Source organism: Microbispora sp. NPDC046933, assembly GCF_040644635.1.
In the GTDB taxonomy this organism is placed as follows: Bacteria; Actinomycetota; Actinomycetes; order Streptosporangiales; family Streptosporangiaceae; genus Microbispora.
In genome coordinates, this window is the sequence record NZ_JBEYWW010000003.1 from 119,575 (window position 1) to 139,364 (window position 19,790).

Annotated in this window: 20 protein-coding genes; 10 read left to right on the forward strand and 10 right to left on the reverse strand. The window is 69.8% G+C overall.

Annotation, left to right across the window (positions count from 1 at the left end; genetic code table 11):
- The gene (locus tag ABZ857_RS05085; protein WP_357037711.1) at positions 1-1,410 is read left to right on the forward strand and encodes an NtaA/DmoA family FMN-dependent monooxygenase; all 1,410 of its coding nucleotides are present in this window, start codon (positions 1-3) and stop codon (positions 1,408-1,410) included.
- A gap of 213 nt (positions 1,411-1,623) precedes the next feature.
- Here ABZ857_RS05085 and ABZ857_RS05090 read toward each other — a convergent pair whose 3' ends face one another.
- On the reverse strand, positions 1,624-2,103 hold the full coding sequence (locus tag ABZ857_RS05090) for a DUF3237 domain-containing protein (RefSeq protein WP_357037713.1): 480 nt from the start codon (positions 2,101-2,103) through the stop codon (positions 1,624-1,626).
- A 128-nt stretch (positions 2,104-2,231) separates the two neighbouring features.
- Positions 2,232-3,650 carry an amidase gene (locus ABZ857_RS05095; protein ID WP_357037716.1) on the reverse strand — a complete coding sequence of 473 codons (1,419 nt, stop codon included), beginning with the start codon at positions 3,648-3,650 and terminating at the stop codon, positions 2,232-2,234.
- A gap of 186 nt (positions 3,651-3,836) precedes the next feature.
- Between ABZ857_RS05095 and ABZ857_RS05100 the strand changes: the two genes are divergently transcribed.
- The 7 genes from ABZ857_RS05100 (at position 3,837) to ABZ857_RS05130 (ending at position 12,037) form a co-directional block, all read left to right on the forward strand.
- Complete coding sequence (locus tag ABZ857_RS05100) at positions 3,837-4,448, forward strand: TetR/AcrR family transcriptional regulator (protein ID WP_357037719.1); 612 nt, start codon at positions 3,837-3,839, stop codon at positions 4,446-4,448.
- Positions 4,449-5,025: 577 nt separating this feature from the next.
- Entirely contained in the window at positions 5,026-6,657 is a 1,632-nt protein-coding gene (locus ABZ857_RS05105) for an ABC transporter substrate-binding protein (RefSeq protein WP_357037722.1), read from the forward strand.
- 13 nt (positions 6,658-6,670) lie between these two features.
- A complete protein-coding gene (locus ABZ857_RS05110) occupies positions 6,671-7,630 on the forward strand; it encodes an ABC transporter permease (RefSeq protein ID WP_357037725.1) in 960 nt (319 codons plus the stop codon).
- Positions 7,627-8,496, forward strand: coding sequence for an ABC transporter permease (locus tag ABZ857_RS05115; RefSeq protein ID WP_357037728.1), 870 nt, complete (start codon positions 7,627-7,629; stop codon positions 8,494-8,496). The genes ABZ857_RS05110 and ABZ857_RS05115 overlap by 4 nt, the downstream gene beginning before the upstream one ends.
- Complete coding sequence (locus tag ABZ857_RS05120; protein ID WP_357037731.1) at positions 8,493-9,500, forward strand: ABC transporter ATP-binding protein; 1,008 nt, start codon at positions 8,493-8,495, stop codon at positions 9,498-9,500. Before ABZ857_RS05115 ends, ABZ857_RS05120 begins: the two co-directional genes overlap by 4 nt.
- Positions 9,497-10,324 (forward strand): ATP-binding cassette domain-containing protein, encoded by an 828-nt coding sequence (locus tag ABZ857_RS05125; protein ID WP_357037734.1) that lies wholly within the window; start codon positions 9,497-9,499, stop codon positions 10,322-10,324. Before ABZ857_RS05120 ends, ABZ857_RS05125 begins: the two co-directional genes overlap by 4 nt.
- 42 nt (positions 10,325-10,366) lie before the next feature.
- Positions 10,367-12,037, forward strand: coding sequence for a CocE/NonD family hydrolase (locus ABZ857_RS05130; RefSeq protein ID WP_357037737.1), 1,671 nt, complete (start codon positions 10,367-10,369; stop codon positions 12,035-12,037).
- A 577-nt stretch (positions 12,038-12,614) separates the two neighbouring features.
- On the opposite strand, the gene ABZ857_RS05135 is transcribed toward ABZ857_RS05130, so the two are convergent.
- The 7 genes from ABZ857_RS05135 to ABZ857_RS05165 all read right to left on the reverse strand — a co-directional run bounded on the left by ABZ857_RS05135 (position 12,615) and on the right by ABZ857_RS05165 (position 17,770).
- Positions 12,615-13,127, reverse strand: a complete 513-nt coding sequence (locus ABZ857_RS05135; RefSeq protein ID WP_357037740.1) for a GNAT family N-acetyltransferase — start codon at positions 13,125-13,127, stop codon at positions 12,615-12,617.
- A 288-nt stretch (positions 13,128-13,415) separates the two neighbouring features.
- Positions 13,416-13,784 (reverse strand): hypothetical protein, encoded by a 369-nt coding sequence (locus ABZ857_RS05140; protein WP_357037743.1) that lies wholly within the window; start codon positions 13,782-13,784, stop codon positions 13,416-13,418.
- A complete protein-coding gene (locus ABZ857_RS05145) occupies positions 13,756-15,306 on the reverse strand; it encodes a long-chain fatty acid--CoA ligase (protein ID WP_357037746.1) in 1,551 nt (516 codons plus the stop codon). The genes ABZ857_RS05140 and ABZ857_RS05145 overlap by 29 nt, the downstream gene beginning before the upstream one ends.
- A gap of 30 nt (positions 15,307-15,336) precedes the next feature.
- Entirely contained in the window at positions 15,337-15,492 is a 156-nt protein-coding gene (locus ABZ857_RS05150) for a hypothetical protein (RefSeq protein ID WP_357037749.1), read from the reverse strand.
- A 3-nt stretch (positions 15,493-15,495) separates the two neighbouring features.
- Positions 15,496-15,954, reverse strand: a complete 459-nt coding sequence (locus tag ABZ857_RS05155; protein ID WP_357037752.1) for a MaoC family dehydratase — start codon at positions 15,952-15,954, stop codon at positions 15,496-15,498.
- The gene (locus ABZ857_RS05160; RefSeq protein ID WP_357037755.1) at positions 15,951-16,853 is read right to left on the reverse strand and encodes an amidohydrolase family protein; all 903 of its coding nucleotides are present in this window, start codon (positions 16,851-16,853) and stop codon (positions 15,951-15,953) included. The genes ABZ857_RS05155 and ABZ857_RS05160 overlap by 4 nt, the downstream gene beginning before the upstream one ends.
- Positions 16,854-16,855: 2 nt before the next feature.
- Positions 16,856-17,770: an SDR family NAD(P)-dependent oxidoreductase gene (locus ABZ857_RS05165; protein WP_357037758.1), complete on the reverse strand. Its 915-nt coding sequence runs from the start codon at positions 17,768-17,770 to the stop codon at positions 16,856-16,858.
- Positions 17,771-17,820: 50 nt separating this feature from the next.
- Here ABZ857_RS05165 and ABZ857_RS05170 point away from each other — a divergent pair, with 50 nt between their 5' ends.
- Complete coding sequence (locus tag ABZ857_RS05170; protein WP_357037761.1) at positions 17,821-18,339, forward strand: hypothetical protein; 519 nt, start codon at positions 17,821-17,823, stop codon at positions 18,337-18,339.
- A 53-nt stretch (positions 18,340-18,392) separates the two neighbouring features.
- Entirely contained in the window at positions 18,393-19,181 is a 789-nt protein-coding gene (locus ABZ857_RS05175; protein ID WP_357037764.1) for a hypothetical protein, read from the forward strand.
- Here ABZ857_RS05175 and ABZ857_RS05180 read toward each other — a convergent pair.
- On the reverse strand, positions 19,108-19,779 hold the full coding sequence (locus tag ABZ857_RS05180) for a hypothetical protein (RefSeq protein WP_357038424.1): 672 nt from the start codon (positions 19,777-19,779) through the stop codon (positions 19,108-19,110). The two genes, ABZ857_RS05175 and ABZ857_RS05180, sit on opposite strands and share 74 nt — an antisense overlap.
- Positions 19,780-19,790: the final 11 nt, after the last annotated feature.

A 19,790-nucleotide genomic window follows, 5' to 3' on the forward strand; every position in this document is an offset into this window, starting at 1 on the left:
ATGACCTCCCCCAGCCCGACCGGCGCCCCCTACGACCCGCACGCCCACGTGCACCTCGGCGTGTTCTACCCCGGGGTCGGCCCACAGCTCATCTGGACGGGCCCGGACGCCGCGCCCCACACCGCGATCGAGACCTTCGTCCACGTCGCGCAGCTCCTGGAGCGCGGCCTCTTCGACGCCTTCTTCCTCGGCGAAGGACTGCGCGTACGGGAGAACCGCGGACGCGTGCACGACCTGGACGTCGCCGGCCGCCCCGACGCGATCACCCAGCTCTCCGCGCTCGCCGCGGTGACCGAGCGGATCGGCCTGGTCGCCACCCAGAACACGACCTACAACTTCCCCGCGGACCTCGCCCGCCGCCTGGCGAGCCTGGACCTCCTGTCCGGCGGGCGGGCCGGCTGGAACATCGTCACCACCGACAACGCCTGGACGGGCGCGAACTTCCGTCACGGCGGCTGGCTCCCCCATGAGCGGCGCTACGAGCGGGCCACGCAGTTCGTGGAGGCGGCCAAGGAACTGTGGGCGTCCTGGGCGCCGGACGCGATCGCCGAATCAGGAGAGGAGGCGTCCTGGGCACGGCCCGGAGCGGTCCGCGAGGTGGAACGCGACACCGACCTGGTACGGCTGCGCGCCCGCGCCACCGTTCCGGCCAGCCCCCAGGGACGGCCGGTGCTGTTCCAGGCGGGCGACTCCGACGGTGGCCGTGAACTGGCGGCCCGCCACGCCGACGTGGTGTTCTCGGCCAACACCGACTACGACAAGGCCGTCGCCTACGCCGCCGATCTGCGTGCCCGGCTGGCCCGCCACGGCCGCTCGCCGGACTCGCTGCGCATCCTGCCCGGCGCCTCGGTGATCCTCGGCGACACTCCGGAGGAGGCCAGAGAGCGCGCCGAGTGGGTGCATGCGGAGCAGCTCTCGCCACCCCGGGCGATCGCGTTCCTGGAGCAGTACTGGGACACCGACCTGTCGGACTACGACCCGCACGGCCCGCTGCCCGACATCGAGCCGAGCCAGGCCGAGCTGGACCCCTCTCGCGGCACGCTCCCCATCGAGCGGCGCACCGGCAAGCTCGCCACCATCGCCCGGTGGCGGGAGCAGGCCGCGGCGGAGAACCTGTCGATCCTGCAGCTCGTGCGCCGGGTCACGCCGCGCGAGCGCGCCTTCGTCGGCACCCCGTCGCAGGTCGCCGACGAATGGGTGCGGTATGTGCGTACGCGCGCGGTGGACGGGTTCAACATCAGCCCGCACCTGCTCCCCTCCTCCCTGGAGGACATCGTGAACAAGCTGGTTCCGGAGTTGCAGGAGCGGGGCGCCTACCGCACCGAGTACACCGGGACGACGTTGCGCGAGCACCTCGACCTGCCCGCGCCGTCTGGAGGGTCAGGCGTGGGGGGCCACTTCGCCGGTTGAGATCAGCAGGATGACATGACCTTCACCGTCGTACGGCCGGCTGCCGCGCGAGGTGGCCCCCCACCTCGCGCGCGTCGGCCTCGATGCGGTGGATGAACGTGGATTCGCACCGCCGCAGCACGGGCAGCCCCGGCACATACAGCTCCGGACTGCCGACCGCACCACACTCGCCGGTGACCCTCCCGAGCAGCGTCGCTCAGGCGGGCCCGGCTCTCAGGCCAGAACGTACATGCGGATGGCGACGACCTCGCCTTCTTCCTCTGGCCGGGCGAGACCCACGAACACGCTTTCGGCGAGCCATCGATGCGCGGGTGCGTCGGTACGGAACGTGGGCGAGGTGCGGTAGTAATGCCCGGCCTCGGTCACCCGCAGGTCGCCGTCGTACTGGTCGGGGCAGTCGGAGCCTTCGTGGTAGTAGCCCCGGTTGACGATGTCGATGACGGCGCCGTCGTCAGCCTGAAGCAAGTAGCGGGCGTCCAGCTCGCAGACGCGGCCGCGGGTGTTCGACCAGTCGCCGCCGCCGGGCAGGACGATCCCGCGCAGCAGCGGGCCGTCGACCGTGCCGCCGACGATCGGAGTGAACTCGGTCTTCTCACCGTCGCCGTGTCCGACGTGCAGGGTGGGGGCGAGGCGAGCGCGGATCTCGAACGCGAAGGTCAAGGCGGGGGCGAACGGGACGGATGCTTCAGGCATGATCAACTCCTTGGTGTGGAGGGCGTCCGGCGTCGCCTCCGGGTCGGCGCACCCGCGAACACCCTGCGGAGGCCGTCTGCGGTACGGAAGGAACAAGAACGAGGACCACCGGCGGCGTGCCGAACCGGTCAGCGGAGGGTGACCGGGGTGAGCCGAGGGGCCCGGTCCTCTATCTCCTGGGCGGCATCCAGAATGAGGTCCTCCGCGAATCGCCCGCCGATGAGCTGAACGCCGGCCGGGAGCCCGTCCGTCACTCCTGTCGGGACGGTGACCGCGGGGAACCCGAGAACCGGCACGGAGATCATCGGCCACTGCGCCGCGAACAGGCTCCGGGCGCGCGCCGGGTCGGTGATGTCGGCGTCCTGCTCGAAGGGAGGCTCCGCCGAGGCCGGGGTCAGCAGGATCCGGTCCGTGCCGAGCGACTCCTGCAACTGGCTGATCAGCGTCGCCCGGCGGGCCCAGCCCTGAATGTACGCCGTGATGTCCGGCTTCTCACCCCAAAGCTCCGCCGCCGCCTCGTAGAAGTGGGTCATGTTGACGCCGGTCGCCTCGCCGCCCAGCTCCAGCATCCCGGGCAGCAAGGGCCGCATGTCTTCGGCGAGCAGCAGATGCCACAGCCGCGCCGCCTCGCCGAGCAGTGGCAACTCCAGCTCCTCCACCTCATAGCCGGCGTCGATCAGCCACCGCGCCGCGGTGTCCAGCGCGTCGTTCACGGACGGATGCGGCTTGACGAGCCCCACGTCGCGGACGAGCCCGACGCGGATCGGCCCGGACCGCGGCGAGGCTCTGTGCACGGCGGGGATGCCGAACGGGTCGCGCAGGTCGGGGCTCGCCATCGCGTACAGGGCGGTTCGCGCGTCGGCCACGGTCCTGGCCAGCGGGCCGTGCACGGCCCAGGCCTGGAAGGTGAGCGGGCCCTCCAGCTCCATCTCTCCGGGGGCCGTCCAGTTGGACACCAGGCCGACCGTCGGGCGGATGCCGACCAGGCCGCAACAGGCGGCGGGGTAGCGGACCGATCCGGCGATGTCGTTGCCCTGCGCGAGCGGCGTCATTCCCGAGGCCACGCTGCTGGAGGCGCCGCCGCTGGAGCCGCCGGGGGTGCGCTCGTGGTTCCACGGGTTGAGGGTTCTCCCGTGCGGGTCGTTCGACGAGAACCAGCGCAGTGAGAAGGCCGGCGCGTTGCTCCGGCCGAGGAAGATCGCCCCCGCGCCGCGCAGGGCGGTGACGCACGCGTCGTCCCCGGGGGCCATCGCGTCGGCCGTGGCCGACAGCCCGTTGCTCATCAGGCGGGACTTCTGCCCGGTGTTTATCTTGGTCGACATCGGTACGCCGTGCAGCGGGCCGAGGACCTCACCGGCGGCCACCGCTTCATCGGCCCGGCGCGCATCGGCCAGCGCCTCCTCGGGACGGACGTCGAGGAGAGCGTTCAGCACCGGATTGACTTCCTCGATCCTGCCCAGGCAGGACTCCACGACATCGACCGTTGAGAACTCGCGGTCACGGATCCCCGCGGCCAGCCGGGTCGCGGACAACTGCCAGAGTTCCATGGCTGCTCCTAGATGGTCTCCCGCGGGGATCACGAGTAGGGGACACCCTTCCGCCCGCGGAGGGGGAATCGGGCCGGGGTAGGCGCCGGAGGTGCGCGCATTTGGCGATGTCGAAGGAGAGTACGTCATGTAACTGCCATATACAACACTGTTGTATCACCGGCTTCTTGTGGTTAACCTGCCGTCATGCCGGTGGAGATTGACGTCGCCCTGCGACTCGCGAACATCGCCGACGCCACCCTGGAGATCGTGGCGGCGGAGGGCACCGACGGGGTGACCATAAGAGCCGTGGCCAGGCGGATCGGTGGTTCCACGACGCTCGTCACCAACTACCTGCCCACACGCGAAGCCTTGCTGCGCAACGCCATCGAGCACGCGATGCAGTCGTGGGAGACGGAACTGGGCGAGGCCGTAGGGGGAGCGACCGGACGGGAGCGCCTGTCCGCCATAGCCCGCTGGGCGTGCTCCACGACCGGCAACGACCAGGTGCTGCGCCGGCTCTTCATGGAGATCCTCGGCCGCGGCGGGCCCGGATCGGAGGCACTTCAGATCGTCAGGGAGGACGCGCGGCAGAGTCGCGACCTGCTGATGGATGCCGCTCAGGAAGCGGGTGCGGCCGACGCCGCCTTCACCGCCGACATCCTGCATCTCGTCCTACGCGGTTTCTACCTTTCCAGTCTGGAGGATCCCGAGTGCTGGAACAGCGAGCGCATGACCCCGCTCGTCGAGCGGCTCGTCCGCTTTTTGTCCGCCCTTCCCGCCGGCCCCTCCGACCCGTCCTTGGGCGCGCCGCGATGAGACGCACGGCGTTATGAACCGCTCCCACCGAGCGCCGATGGACTGGTCACGATTACCCGCATAGCGCACGGGACGTGAGATCGGCCCATTCGGACGCGGCCGCGATCCGCCCCTGTTCGCATCTTCCGGCCGAGCCGTATCGACCACCGGCTTTTGAATCGCCGTTACGATCTGGGTCAGTCCTTGCCCCATGAGGCGTGACCTCCCCGCCCTGACCCTTTTCACGTTCGGCAGTTCTTCGACTGCGACGATTCCAGTTATGCATCCATAAGGTGTTCGACCATGGCGAGGATATCGACGTCGCTCCCCTGATTCCGGATGAGCCGCCCCCTATATCGCCCCGTGCGTTGGTGTCAGTCTCACGGCCACGCTCTTTTCAATTTGGAGCATTGACAATCAATCGGTGACCAACCACCCTGAGTGGCCAAGACCTGATATCTGGTCCACCCACCGCCTCGCACAGACGCGGCGTTGAACACATTTCCCCCCGCCGCCGCAGCGGCCTGGGTTCAATCACCTCCTCGAATTCGGCGATGTAACTCGCCTCGGCCCGCACCGGCATGAGAAGGGTCCTCCCATGACACGTCCCCGTCCCCGCCTGGCCGCGTTCGCCGCGGCCCTCGTCGGCACCTGCACGCTCGCCGGGTGCGCGAACGACGACGGCCCGGCTGCCTCGAACTCACCGGCCACGGCCGCCCTCACGACGTCCGTCCCGGCCGCGACCACAGACGTCGACAGCGTCACCTGGAACGTCCCGGCCGGCGAACCGCCCACGCTGGACCCCGCGCAGTCCGCCATCGAGTCGGTCAGCACCATCGTCCCCAACATGTGCGAGGGGCTGTTCACCCTCGGCCCGGACTACGAGCTCCAGCCCGCGCTGGCCACCTCCGTCGACCACCCCGACCCGCTCACCTACGTGATCCACCTGCGCGAGGGCGTCAGGTTCTGGGACGGCAAGCCGGTCACCCCGGAGGACGTCGTCTACAGCGCCGAGCGGATCCTCGACCCCAAGCTCGGCTCGTCGTGGATCGGCTGGGCGGCGCACCTGAAGAGCATCGACGTCACCGGCCGCCGCGAGATCACCGTCAGATTGAAGCAGCCGGACGTCATCGTTCCGAACCACTTCGCGATGCCCTCCTTCTTCGTCGTGGAGAAGTCTTTCGCCGAGGCCGCCGGCACGGACTTCGGGACCGCCAAGGGCGGTGTGATGTGCACCGGCCCCTACAAGCTCGACAAATGGACGCAGGGGCAGAACATCACGCTGACGCGCAACGACGCCTGGTGGAGCACCGCGACCACGCCCAAGATCAAGAACCTGCGCTTCACCTTCATCACCGACCCGTCCGCGATGGCCGCGGCGCTGGCCGGCGGCGACGTCGACGGCCAGTACACCGTCCCGCGCGCCGCGCAGGACCAGCTGGCGGCCAAGGGCCACATGCTGTACGGGCCGAGCCTGTCCACGGCGTTCCTGTCGGTGATCAACCAGAACGGCGCGCTCTCCGACCCCGCCGTCCGGCAGGCCCTGCACGCTCTGATCGACTACAAGGGGATCATCGCCTCCGTCTACCGGGGTACGGCGCAGCCGGAGCGGGCCCTGGTCCCGCCCGAGGCCTGGGGGTACGGCAAGACGGTCTTCCAGGAGGAGTACGACAAACTGCCCGAGCCGGTCCAGGACCTCGACAAGGCCAAGAAGCTCATCAGCCAGTCCGCCAAGGCCAAGGAGAAGATCGTCCTGGCCTACGCGACGGTCATCGAGGAGGAGAGCAAGATCGCCACGGTGGTCGCCGACATCGCGAACCAGGCGGGCCTGCACATCGAGCTGAAGCCGCTCACCGCCGAGCAGTACGGCGCGATGTTCGCCTCCCCCGAGGCCCGAGCGGGCATCGACCTGTTCATGTCGACCGGCTACCTCGACTTCCCCGAGCCGCTGGCGTACTACCAGTTCTTCACGACCGGGAGTTTCTACAACTTCGGCGGGTACGGCGACAAGGACTACGACAGCGCCGTCGCCGCCGCGCTGACCACTGAAGACGACGCCGCCCGGGCCCGGGAGGTGGCCAAGGCGCAGGCCATCATGGCCAAGGACCTGGTCAACATCCCCATCGCGACGCCGTACGTCAACGTCTACTACGGGCCGAACCTGGCCGGTCTGGTCCCGCGGCAGAGCTATGTCAACACGCCGTGGGCGGTCGAGCTCGGCGGCAAGTGACGGTCCCGTGACGATGCAACGCATTTTCGCTGTCTGGATCGGCAAGCGGGCCCTTGGCGCGGTCATCACGGTCCTGATCGCATCGATCCTCATCTATGGGGCGCTTCGGCTGGTCCCCGGCGACCCGGTCGTGGCCCTGGCCGCCGGCCGGCGCCTCACCCCGGACCAGGTCGAGGCCCTGCGCCACCGCTACGGACTCGACCAGGGGGTCGTCCAGGGCTACCTCGGGTGGATCGGCGGCGCGCTCCGGCTGGACCTCGGAACGTCGCTGAACTACCAGACCAGCGTCGCCTCGCTCATCGCGGGCCGGCTCGGCGTGTCCGGCCTGCTGATCCTGTACTCGGCGGTCCTGGCGATCCTGTCCGGCTCCGTGGTGGCGCTGGTATCGGCGGTCAAGGGCGGCCTGGTCAACCGGGTCGCGGCCGTCGCCGCTGCCATCACCACCGCCACGCCTCCGTTCGTGGCGGTCATCGTCCTCCTGGCGGTCTTCGCGGTCGGCCTCGGCTGGTTTCCCGCCACCGGCGTCGGCACCGGTCTCGTCGACCGGCTGTGGCACCTGACCCTGCCCGCGGTCGCCATGACGATCGCCGTCTTCGGCGTGCTCGCCCGGGTGGGCAACGCGGCGTTCGCCGACGAGCTGCGGCGCGAGCACGTGGAGGTGGCGCGCAGCCGCGGGGTGAGCGGTACCGCTGTGATCGGAAGGCACGTGGTGCGCAACGCGCTCGCGCCCATGCTGACCGTCGTCGGTGTGCTGTTCGCGAGCCTGTTCGTCGGCACCGCCGTCGTCGAGACCGCATTCGGCTTGGACGGCATCGGCTCGCTGCTGGTCAGCTCGGTGTCGCGGCGGGACTTCCCCGTCGTGCAGGGCATCGCGCTCATCGCGGTCGTGCTGTTCGTCGTGGTCAACACGCTGGTGGACCTGGCCATGCCGTTCATCGACCCGCGGGTCACAGTGGGAGGGCTGCGCCGATGACGCTGACGATTCCCGCGCTGCGCGCACGAAGCGCCAAGAGGCGCCGCCGCCGGCCGCTCAGCGTGGCGCTCGCGGTCGTGTTCCTGCTCCTCGTCGCCCTCACGGGGCTGCTGGCCCCCGTGCTGGCCCCGCACTCCCCGAACGCCACGGACCTGCTGAACTCCCTGGCGCCTCCGGGGTCGGCAGGGCATTCGCTGGGCAGCGATTCCACCGGGCGGGACGTGCTGTCGAGGATCATGTACGGTGCCCGGCTGTCGTTGCTCGCGCCGCTCGGCGTGGTGCTGCTGTCCGGGTTGCTGGGGACCGCGATCGGCCTGCTCGCCGCCCGCGCGGGAGGATGGATCGACACCCTGCTGTCGCGCGCCATGGACATCGTCTTCGCCTTCCCCAGTCTCCTGCTGGCGATGCTCGTCGTGGCGGTGTTCGGGCCGGGGCTCACCGCTCCGATCTGCGCCCTGGCCATCAGCTACACCCCCTTCGTCGGCCGCGTCGTTCGCAGCATGGCGATCCAGGAGGGCGCCCGTCCGTACATGGAGAGCTACCGGGTCATGGGCTTCGGCGAGCTGTCGGTGGCGATCCGCCACCTGCTGCCCAACGTGTTGCCGGTGCTCATCGCCCAGAGCGCGTTGGGCTTCGGCTACGCGCTGGTGGACCTGGCATCCCTGTCCTACCTGGGGCTCGGCGTACGGCCGCCCGACGCGGACTGGGGCTCGATGATCGCCGAAGCGCAGAGCGCCATCCTCCAGGGGTCGCCATGGAGCGGATTGATGCCCGGCCTGGCGGTGCTGCTGACCGTTGTGAGCGTCAACGTGCTGGGCGAGCACATCGGCGCCTCCGTCGGCAGGAAGCAGAGTGAAGGAACATGACCATGCTCGTGAAGGAAGAGCCAGCGGCGCGGCCGGACGAACGGACCGCCCTCGCCATCTCGGGGCTGAACCTCGCGATCGGCACGGGTGACAAGGCGATCCCTCTGCTTGCCGACGTCACCGTCCGGGTGGGCCGGGGGGAGACCGTCGGTCTCGTCGGCGAGTCCGGCTCGGGCAAGTCGCTGACGGCCCGGAGCGCCCTGGGCATGCTGCCGCGCGGCGCGCGCGCCACCGGGAACGTCACGGTCGCGGGTGCCGACGTGCTCGCCGCCGGGCGGAAGGCCCTGCGCGACCTGCGGCGCACCCGGGTGGCGATGGTGTTCCAGGACCCCCGGGCGTCGATCAACCCCGTGCGGCGCGTGGGCAACTACCTCACCGAAGGGCTGCGCGCCCGGGGCATGCCCTCGCGCGCCGCGACGGAACGAGCGCTGGACCTGCTCGACCGGGTCGGCATCCGGGACCCTCGGAGCGCGATGCGACGCTTCCCGCACGAGTTCTCCGGCGGCATGCTGCAACGCGTCGTGATCGCCGGCGCCCTGTCCACCGAGCCCGAGCTGCTCCTGGCCGACGAGCCCACCACCGCCCTCGACGTCACGACGCAGGCCGAGGTGATCGGCCTGCTGAAGACCATGCAGCGCGAGCGCGGCACCGGCATGCTCTTCGTGACCCACGACCTCGACCTCGCCGCCGCCATCTGCGACCGCATCTACGTCATGTACGCCGGCCGCATCGTGGAGGAGTCGGCCGGCGTCTCGCTCTTCCGCACGCCCGCCCACCCGTACACGAAGGCACTGCTGGAAGCGAGCCCGTCCGTGCACGGCGACAAAGTCGAGATCAAGGCCATCAGGGGACGCCCGAGGGCGCTCGCGGAGTCGCCGTCGGGCTGCTCGTTTCGCGACCGTTGCCCGCTCGCCGGCGACGACTGCGTCGAGAGTGTGCCTGCCTTCCGTCCGCACAAGACGTCCCTCGTCGCGTGCCTCCGCCCGGAACAGGTGACGCCGTGACCGCCACTTCCCCCGACCTGATACGGCCCGTGCTCACGGTGACATCGCTGACGAAGAAGTTCGGAGACTTCATCGCGGTCGACGATGTGAGCTTCGACCTGATGCCCGGCGCCTCGCTCGGGATCGTCGGCGAGTCGGGATCCGGAAAGACGACCACCGCCCGGATACTCGCCGGGCTCGAACGACCCACCTCCGGGACGGTCACCCTCGCCGGCGAGGTCGTCGAGGGACATTCACGCGGCGACCGGCTCAGGCGGGCACGACAGCTCCAGATGATCTTCCAGGACCCCTACGGCTCCTTCGACCCCCGTCTGACCATCGCCCAGGCCATCGCCGAACCCATGAAGCTGCATGCGCCGGGCTCCACGCGCGAGCAGCGGGCCCGCGTGAACGAACTCCTGGACCAGGTCGGGCTCAGCAGCCGGGCCGGGGAGTCGTTGCCGCGCGATCTGTCGGGCGGTCAGCGGCAGCGCGCCGCGATCGCCCGCGCGCTCGGCATCGCGCCACGCGTCCTGGTGCTGGACGAGGCGGTCGCCGCGCTCGACGTCTCGATCCAGGCCCAGATCCTCACCCTGCTCGACCGGCTGCGCCGCGACACCGGCATCGCGTACGTCTTCGTCAGCCACGACCTGGCGGTCGTGCGCCACATCACCGACACGGCCATCGTGATGCGGCATGGCCGCGTCGTCGAACGCGGCGAGACCGAACAGATCCTGCGCAGCCCCCAGCACCCCTACACCCGCCTGCTGCTCCACTCGATCCCCTCCCCCGATTGGGACCTCGAGCAGGTGGCTCGTGACCGCCGCGCGCTCGACCGGCACTGAGCCGCCATCACCGATCACCCTTCCAAGACACGGAGACACAACGTGCTGACCATCAACCGGGTCGGACCGGCCGACCTGCCCCACGACGCCACGCAGGTCATGATCCCCATGCGGGACGGGGTCCGGCTGGCGGCCGACGTCTATCTCGCCACCCCGGAGGCGCGGGGCGCCGTCATCCTGGTCCGCCTGCCGTACGACAAGGACGGCGTCTACTGCTTCATGCCCACCGTCAGCCGCTACTTCCGGGCGAAGGGCTACCACGTGGTGGTCCAGGATGTCCGGGGCAAGTACCGGTCGGAGGGACCGGCGGAGTTCGGTCTCCACGAGGCCGACGACGGATACGACACCATTCAGTGGCTCACCGAGCAGCCCTGGTGCGACGGGAACGTCGTCATGTGGGGGGACTCCTACTACGGCTACACGACCATCGCCGCGGCGATCGGCGGCCACCCCGCGCTCAGGGCGATCTCCCCGCGGGTCACCGGATCCCAGCTCTCGATGGTCCTGGAGTACGGCGACGGCACGCGAGAGGTCGAGGAGACGGCCCGCAAGTTGTACTTCGCCTCCCACTATGTGGACGCGGATCGGTACGAGTGGGAGCCCGACTGGAACAGCCGCCCGCTGCGGGACACGTTCGAGCGGTTCTTCCAGCAGCTCGGCAAGCGCTCCCCCAACTTCGACGCGGAGTTCGAGGGTGAATCGCGATTCGTTCCGCCGCCGCAGAAGGCGCTGCTGGAGAGCCGTCCCATCCCGGCGCTGTACACCATCGGATGGTTCGACAACTGCGCGAACTGGTCCTGGCATGACGTCCGCGCCCTGTCACAGACCCCGGCCTGGGCCGCACACCTCTATCTCCGCCTGGAAGCCATCGACCACGAGAACTACTGGCTGGGCGACGCCCCCGTCGCCCCACACGACGACCACGCCGCCGACCCCGCCGCCATGGACCGGATGCTGCCCAGGTACCTCGACCCCGCGATCGAGTTCTTCGACGCCGTCCTCGGCCGCTCAGGTGATCTGGCCGCGCTGCCCCGGGTGCGCTACGAGGTCTGCCACGGCGAGTGGCGTGAGAGCGACACCTGGCCTCCCCGGCAGGCCTCCGACCTCGAATACCACCTGGCCCCGGGGCTCCTCACCACCGAGGCGGTGCCGGAGGAGAGCCTGGCGGAGTGGACCCACAACCCCGTCGACCTGCTCCCCTCAACCGGCGTGAACCCCTTCGCCGCCCTGTTCGACCGGTCGGACCTGAGCGCCATCGGGCAGCGCGGGGACGTGCTGCGCTTCACGGGTCCCACCACCCTCAGGGACGTCGACCTGATCGGCACCGCCACCCTGACGCTGCGCCTTACGGCCCCCGCCGGCGCCAACGTCCACGTCCGGCTGCTGGATGTGACCCCCGAGGGCGCGTTCCTCGTCGCCAAGGGCCAGCTCCACCTCGACGTGCCGCTGGCCGCCGAGGAGGCCGTCGTCGACCTGCAGAGCATCGCCTACCGGCTGCGCGCCGGGCACCGCCTCGCGCTCGACGTCATGAGCAGCGACTTCCCCGACTACGTCCCCGAATGCCCCGCCGGAGCCGACCCGTGGACGAGCCTTCCGGGAGCGCCGGCCACCCGGGCGCTCACACTGGGCGGCGCCAATCCCTCCTGTCTCCGCATCGGCAGGTGGCAACCCGAGCAGCTCCGGCGGATTCGCCGGCGTCAGGGAAGCGAGTAACGAGCGACACCCCTGCGGTAGCGCATCCGCAGGGGTCCGCATCACCATCGACACCAGATCGCGAAACGGCGCAAACCCGGCGAGTCGCGTTGATCCATCAGCCCGGCGAGCACGGTGGTCTCGCAGGTGCCGCAGGTCTCCTCGCGACATGAGGGCGACACCGAGGACGGCGTCGAGGTCGAGCAGGCCGTGCTTGTCCTGCGGCCGCAGCTCCGCGGCGAACGCCATCGACGCGACCGTACGACCAGCATGGACCAGCCTTCAGAAGGCGTTACGCACGTTGATGTCCCTTCCGTCGCTTGCGCTCGGGATGGCGTGCTGGTCAAGGGCTCTGCAGGGCTACGGTCGAGGCTGAGCGAACAATCCGGGCTCGTCCTCGACGAGGAGGCCGCGGCCGGCACGTCCTCGTCACCGAAACCTTCTCCGGCTTGCCGATCACGACATTCCGGGCGTCTACCCCTGACGGCCGACTTCGCTCTCTTCGGCCGTTCGAACACCCCTTATCCACGACCTGCCATCATCGTGAAGATCACCAAGCATCCGGGGAAAGCGTCAGAGCCAGAATCGCGTAGCCCCATCACGTGGCCGGGGGCCGCAGGCCGAGCCACTGCTCGGCGTCCCAGGCATGGAACCGCTCGACCTCGGTGAACCCCAGCTTTGCCGCGAGGCGCATCGAGCCGACGTTGGCGCTCTGGGTGGTGAGCACCACCGGCTCGCCGGGAAGGGCGCCGTCAAACCAGTCGAGTGCCGCCGCGCACGCCTCGGCGGCGTACCCCTGCCCCCAGGCCTTCGGCAGGAACAGGTAACCGAGATCGGCCTTCCCCACGGCAGCCGGGCGACGGTGCCCGGCTGCTCTCCTGAGCAGGATCTGGCCGATCATCGCCCCGTCGAGCTCGACGACGAAACTCCCGGGCCATCGCTCGGGCACCTCGGGCATCTCACGCTCAAGCTCGTCACGCGGGCGGGGACCGCCGAGGTAGGTGTGCACCTCTGGCGAGGCGAGCAGCTCGATGAACGTTGTACGGTCCCGCGCCTCGGGCTCACGGAGCACGAGCCGCTCGGTCCGGATCAGCTCAGGCGGCCAAGCCACATGTCCTAGATCTGCCATGCGCGCAAGCTAGCGACCCTGTAGGACGACGTTCAACTTGGGTGTTAACGCGTGGCTCACCGGCCGAGCTATGAGCGCGACGAGGATGCCGCGGTTGGTCGGGGAGAGCGTCGATCTCCGCCTGGGTCTGCTCGATGTGGCAGGTCAGGGAGTGCTCGCGGGCGTCGATCCGGTTCAGGAGCCAGCTGCCGGCGGTCGGATTGGCACACGTCGCGTCCGGTCGTGTCCACCGCCGTGACGGGGCGGTGCCACGGGTCAGGCGGCGGGACATCACATAAGGACATGACTCGCGAACCGCACTCTCACGGGACTGCTCCAGCACTTGAGTGCCTCGACGTCTTGCAGGATGACGGTTCGGTTGTTCTCCGCGAGGAAGTCCGACACGCTCTGGTCCTCGAGGGCGAAGTCGCGGGCGACGGCCCGGACGCCGTTCGAGGGCTGCTCGGTCTCGGGGGTGATGGCGTAGACGACCTCGACGTGGACGTCGTCCGGGTCGCTGCCGTCGGCGTTCGGCGGCGACCCGCGGGGCGCGATGCGAGAGTGCAGCCTGTACAGGGTGCACTCGATGTCCTGCCAGCGCATGTTCCGCCCGGTCAGCCCCGAGCTGTGGTCATACCGGAGAAGTGGAGGCGCCGGCATCCGGCGGCGGGAGTCGTCGCAGTTGGGACTTCTGGATCTTTCCCGAGCCGGTCTTCGGCAGGTCGTCGACGATGTCGAAATGGACCGGGACCTTGTACTTGGCCAGGCGGGAGCGGAGGAACTCGCGCAGCTCGCCGGCGGTGACACTCGCGCCGGGGCGGAGGACCACGAACGCGCGGCCGACCTCGCCCCATCTGGCGTCGGGTACGCCGAGCACGGCGACCTCGGCGACGGACGGGTGCTCGAAGATCGCCGCCTCGACCTCGGCCGGGTAGACGTTCTCCCCGCCGGAGATGTACATGTCCTTGACCCGGTCGACGATGTACAGGTGGCCCTCCTCGTCCACCGTGGCGACGTCGCCGGAGCGGAACCAGCCGCCCTCGGAGAACGCGGCGGCGGTCGCCTCCGGATCGCGCCAGTAGCCAGGCGTCACGTTCGGCCCCTGTATGAGCACCTCGCCCGGCTCGCCCGGCGACGCGTCCGTGCCGTCGGGCCGGACCACGCGTACGTTGGCGAAGAACACCGGCACCCCGGCCGAGCCCACCTTGCGCACGCTCTGGCTCGGCTCCAGGAACGTCGCGCCGGGCGCCGTCTCGGTCAGCCCGTAGCCCTGGCAGAAGATCAGGCCCCGTTCCTGGTAGGTGCGGATCAGCGCGGCCGGGATCGCCGCTCCCCCCGCCATGAGGCTGCGCAGCGAGGACAGGTCCGCATCGGCCCACCTGGGCGACCGGGCGAACGCGGCGAACATGGTGGTGACCCCGAACATCCAGGTGACGCCGTACTTCTCCATCAGGTCGTAACACTCGTGCACGTCCCACGACGGGGTGATCACCGAGCAGCCGCCCTTGAGGAAGGTCGGCAGCAAGGTCTGGTCCAGTGCGGCGACATGGAAAAGCGGTGCGCTGATCAGCGTCACCTCGTCACCGGCGACATCGACGCCGGTGAGGAGGTTGAAGCAGTTCCACACGAGGTTGGCGTGGGTGAGCATCGCGCCCTTCGGGCGCCCGGTCGTACCCGAGGTGTAGAGGATGAGCGCCGTCTCGTCCAGCCCCACAGGCGTGTCGATCGGCGTGGGATCGCCCTCGGCGAGCCAGGTCTCGTAATGCCGCTCCCCCGGCCCGGGCTCACCGAGGGCGACGATGTGCCGAAGGGGAGCCGCGGTGTCCGGCAGGGCGCGGACCACCTCGGCGCACTCCGGCGCGTAGATCAGGACCTCGGCACCCGAGTGGTCGAGCATGTAACCGATCTCGGGCGCGGCCAGACGGAAGTTCAGCGGCACGAAGATCGCCCCGAGCAGGTGCGAGGCGAACATCGTCTCGACGAAGGCGACGTGATTGCGGCCGAGGTAGGCGACCCGGTCACCGGCCCGCACCCCCGCTGCGCGCAACTGCGACGCCAGCCGTGTCGTCCGCTCATGGACCTCGGCGTAGGTGACGGGCCGGTCCGCGAAGATGAACGCGGTCCGGTCCGGTGTCATCCGGGCCCGGCGGGCGGGCCAGCCTCCCAGTCCGGCGTTGCGCATCGGTCTTCGACCTCCTGTGAGCTGGGGGGATCAGGGAAGGGCCTTCTCGCGCACCAGGCCGCGGCCGATGACGTCCTTCGTGATCCCGGCGGTGCCGCCGTGGATCGTCTGGATGCGGGCGGCGAACTCGCGCACCGCGGACCGGAAGACCTCGTGGTCCTCCTCACAGAAACGGCGTCCGATCACGGGTCAGGCGTAGTGCCGGTAGATCGCCCGGGCGACGCAGGCCGGCTTGCCGGCGCCTTCGATCTCGACGGTGAAGTCGAGCGACATCTGCACGCCGTCGCCGGGGACGTCCTCGACCGAGGCGACCGTGGCACCCAGGCGGATCCTGGCGCCCACCTTGACGGGGCTGGGGAAGCGGACCTTGTCCAGGCCGTAGTTGATGCTCATCTTCACGCCCTGGATGTGGAGCAGTTCGTTGAACAGCGGGATGACCAGGGACAGGGTCAGGTAACCGTGGGCGATCGTGCCGCCGAACGGCCCGTCCGCGGCCCTGTCGGGGTCGATGTGGATCCACTGGTGGTCGTCGGTGGCGTCGGCGAAGGTGTTCACCCGCTCCTGGCTGATCTCCAGCCAGCCGCTGTGGCCGAGATCCTTGCCGGCCAGCGCCTTGATCTCGTCGAGCCCGTCGGCCGTGGTGGTCATGCGTGTGTCGTCCTCTCCTGCGAGCTTTCCTGCGTGCCGAGGCCGAGCAGGCGTACGGCGTTGTCCTTCAAGATCTTCGGGCGGACCTCGGGCTTGATCTCGAGCTTGTCGAAGTCGGCCAGCCAGCGGTCCGGGGTGATCACGGGATAGTCGGAGCCGAACAGCACCTTGTCCTTCAGCAGCGTGTTGGCGTACCGCACGAGCTGCGGCGGGAAGTACTTCGGCGACCATCCCGACAGGTCGATGTAGACGTACGGCTTGTGCGTGGCCACCGCGAGCGCCTCGTCCTGCCACGGGAACGACGGGTGGGCCAGGATGATCCGCAGCTCGGGGAAGTCCACGGCCACGTCGTCCACCAGCATCGGGTTGCCGTACTTCAGCCGGATGCCGCCCCCTCCCGGGACACCCGCGCCGATGCCGGTCTGACCGGTGTGGAACAGCGCGATGGCGCCGAGCTCCTCGATGGCCGCATACAGCGGGTACGCCACCGGGTCGTTGGGGGCGACGCCCTGGATGCTCGGGTGGAACTTGAAGCCGCGCACGCCGTGCTCCTCGACCAGACGCCGCGCCTCGCGAACGCCCGCCCGGCCCTTCCAGGGGTCGACGCTGGCGAACGGGATCAGCACGTCGGCGTGCTCGGCGCAGCTCTCCGCGACCTCCTCGTTGGAGATGCGCGGGTGCCCGGTGGCGTGCTCGGCGTCCACGGTGAACACCACCGCGGCCATCTTCCGCTCCCGGTAGTAGGCGGCCATCTCCGCGATGGTCGGCTGCCGGTGCCCGTGCGCCTTGAAGTAGTCCGCCGATGCCCCGAACAACTCCGGGCTCAGCGAGCCGTGCCCATCCTTGGAGATCTCCGCGTGGGTGTGCACGTCGATCGCGACCAGTTCGTCGACGTTCATCCTCACGCCCCCTCAGGCGCCTTCGGCGCGGGGATGCCGTACGTCTCGGGGTCGGCGCCGACACCCGACTCCCAGGCGGCGGCGATGTCGTCGGCCGTCCACCCGCCGTCGGCGAACGCCACGGCCTTCTCCTTCGGATGGGCCCACAGCGCCAGGCGGTCGCCACCGATGCCGATCGCCTGGCCGGTCACGCCCGCGGAGGCGTCCGAGGCGAGGAAGACGACGAGCGCGGCGGCGTCCTCGACCGTGCCCAGGCCCTCGTCCTTGCGCAGCCAGTCCGGGAACGGCCGGCCGGTCCGCTCGGCCTCCTCGATGACCGGCGCGAACGCGGGGATGGTCTTGGTCATCTCCGTGGCGGCCACCGGGACGACCGCGTTGACCGTGACGTTCGCCCTGGCCAGCTCCAGCGCCCAGGTGCGGGCCATCGCGGCGATGCCGGCCTTGGCCGCCGCGTAGTTGGTCTGGCCGAAGTTCCCGCGCTGCCCGGCCGGCGAGGCGACGAGGACCAGCCGCCCGCCGCTCCCCTGCTCGCGCATTCGGACCGCCGCGGCCCGCGCGCAGGTGAACGTGCCGCGCAGGTGCACGTCGATCACGGCGTCGAAGTCCTCGTCCGACATCTTCCACAGCACCCGGTCGCGCAGGATGCCCGCGTTGGTGATCATCACATCCAGCCGGCCGAACTCCTTGACCGCGGTGGCCACCAGCCGCTCGGCCACCTCGGCCGAGCCGACCGGGGCGACGACCGCGACCGCCCGGCCGCCCCCGCCGTTGATCGTCTCGACGACCTGCGCGGCCGCTTCGGCGTCCACGTCGTTGACGACCACCGCCGCTCCGGCCGCAGCCAGCGCCTCGGCGTACGCGCGGCCGAGCCCGCGGCCCGCACCTGTGACAACGGCGACCTTGCCGGATAGATCCATGGGATCCCCTCTGACTTGTAGGGCGATTGCGGCGAATATAAGTCACTATCATGACGACCGTCAAAGAATTGCCCAATGTCTTCTCGTCTCCTACCCTCGTGCGCACGCAGGTGCTCGCGGACGGGCACCGCCGCGTCTGGGAGACCGGCGCGGTGAACCGCGAACGGGACGGAACCTGGACCCTCGTCGGGTTCTCCCTCACCGACAGCCTCCGCACCACCCGGCACGATCTGCGCTCCCAGCTCGTCCGGGCCGGATTCGGCCTGCTCCAGAGCGCACTGTGGGTCGCCCCCGGCGCGAAGGACGTCAGCGGTATCCTCGCCTCCCTCCAGCCGAGCGATCTCCGGCTGGACGACCATGTCACCGTGCTGCAGGCCCGGGCGCTCAAGCCCACCGAGTCGGCCGACCTCGTCCGCAAAGCCTTCGGCACCGAGCAGATCGCCGAGCGCTACCGGGCCTTCCTCGATCGCTGGGACAACCCGCATCCCCTCCCCACCGCGGCCGACGACCTCGCCGTGGGAGTCCCGGACAGCAGACCGAGCATGACGTCCGGGGTCATCCGCAGGTGAAGGATGCGGAGGACTGCGATGCAGGCGGTTTCTCCAGGTTCTCGCGGCGACGGATGCGGATCCGCCTGACCGAGCTCACGTACAACGGCCACGCCCGGCGAGCCATCCGGGTGGACGACGCGAAGTCCCGGGCGGTTCTGGAGAAGTTCGCCGCGAAGCGGCTGGTCGTGCTGCGCAGGGACGAGGCCGAAATCTCCCACGACGTATTGCTGAGGGCCTGGCCGCGCCTGCGTGAGTGGCTGAAGGGTGACGAGCAAGGCCGGCTGCTCGTCAGCGAGCTGAACCAGGACGCGCAACGCTGGAAGCGGGACGCGCGCGACCGCCGCTCGCTCTACGGTTTCCGCCGGCTCAGGAGGGTCGAGAAGGTCCTGGACCGCTGGAACGCGGACGACCGCGACCGCTACCCGCGGCTCGAACCGGCCTCAGAAGCGTTCCTCACCGCCTCGCGCCAGAAAGTGCGCAGGACCGGCATCACCGGGCTCGCCGTGGTGGTGGCGGTTCCCGTGATCGCGGGCGGCGCCTGGGTGAGGCTCAACGATACGCGGGCCGCGTCCGAGGCCCACAGCCTGGCTGAGACAATCATCAACCGGAGCCACGCCGTACGGCAGAGCGACCCCTTCGTATCGGGTTTGCTGGCCGCGGCGTCCTGGCAGACCCGGCACAGCGACGAAGCCAGGCAGGGCATGCTCGACTTCCTGGCCACCACCGCGCACGCCGTGATGCCCGCCTCGTCCGCGGCGGCGTTCAGCCCCGACGGCAACACCCTCGTCACGACCGGCGCCGACGACACGATCGAGCGTTGTCGCCGGCCCGTGTCCACAAACGGGTTCCGTCGGTGGTGAAGCCCAAGGAGGTGATGGTATCTCTGTGGCCGGTCACGGTGGTGCCCGTAAGGCGGTGGGTCCTGACATCCCAGTAGTGGACGCTTCGGTCGGCGGCCGTGGCGAGCGTTGAGTCGTCGAGGCTGACGGCGAGCATGTCGATCTTCCCCGAGCGGATGGGACCACCAAGGGGGCGGAGCGAGGTGGACTGCCACAGCCGGATCTCGCCGCCGTGGTACGTCGCCAGGAGGTCGCCGCCCAGGGCCAGCAGGTCCGCCTTGGCGGGGACGGTGCGCATACGCCGGCCCGTGACCCGGTCCCAAAGGGACATGATCGCACCCTCCCGGACGATGACGGTGCGGCCGTCGGGACCGAACGTCGTCATCTGCGCGTCGGAAGGTATGCTCAGCGGCCTGCCTGCGGGCCTGCCCGTTGCGACCTCGTAGAACCGGATCCGGTAGTCCAAGGTGGCTACGGCGATGAGGGTGCCGTCCGGGCTGAAGCCGACGGTGTCGACACGGCCGTCGGCGTCGGACACGTCGGGGACCGGCATGATGGGCGGGCTGATCGGCTTGCGGGAGGAGACATCCCACAGGTGCACCGTGTGATCCTGTCCCACGCTGGCGAGGA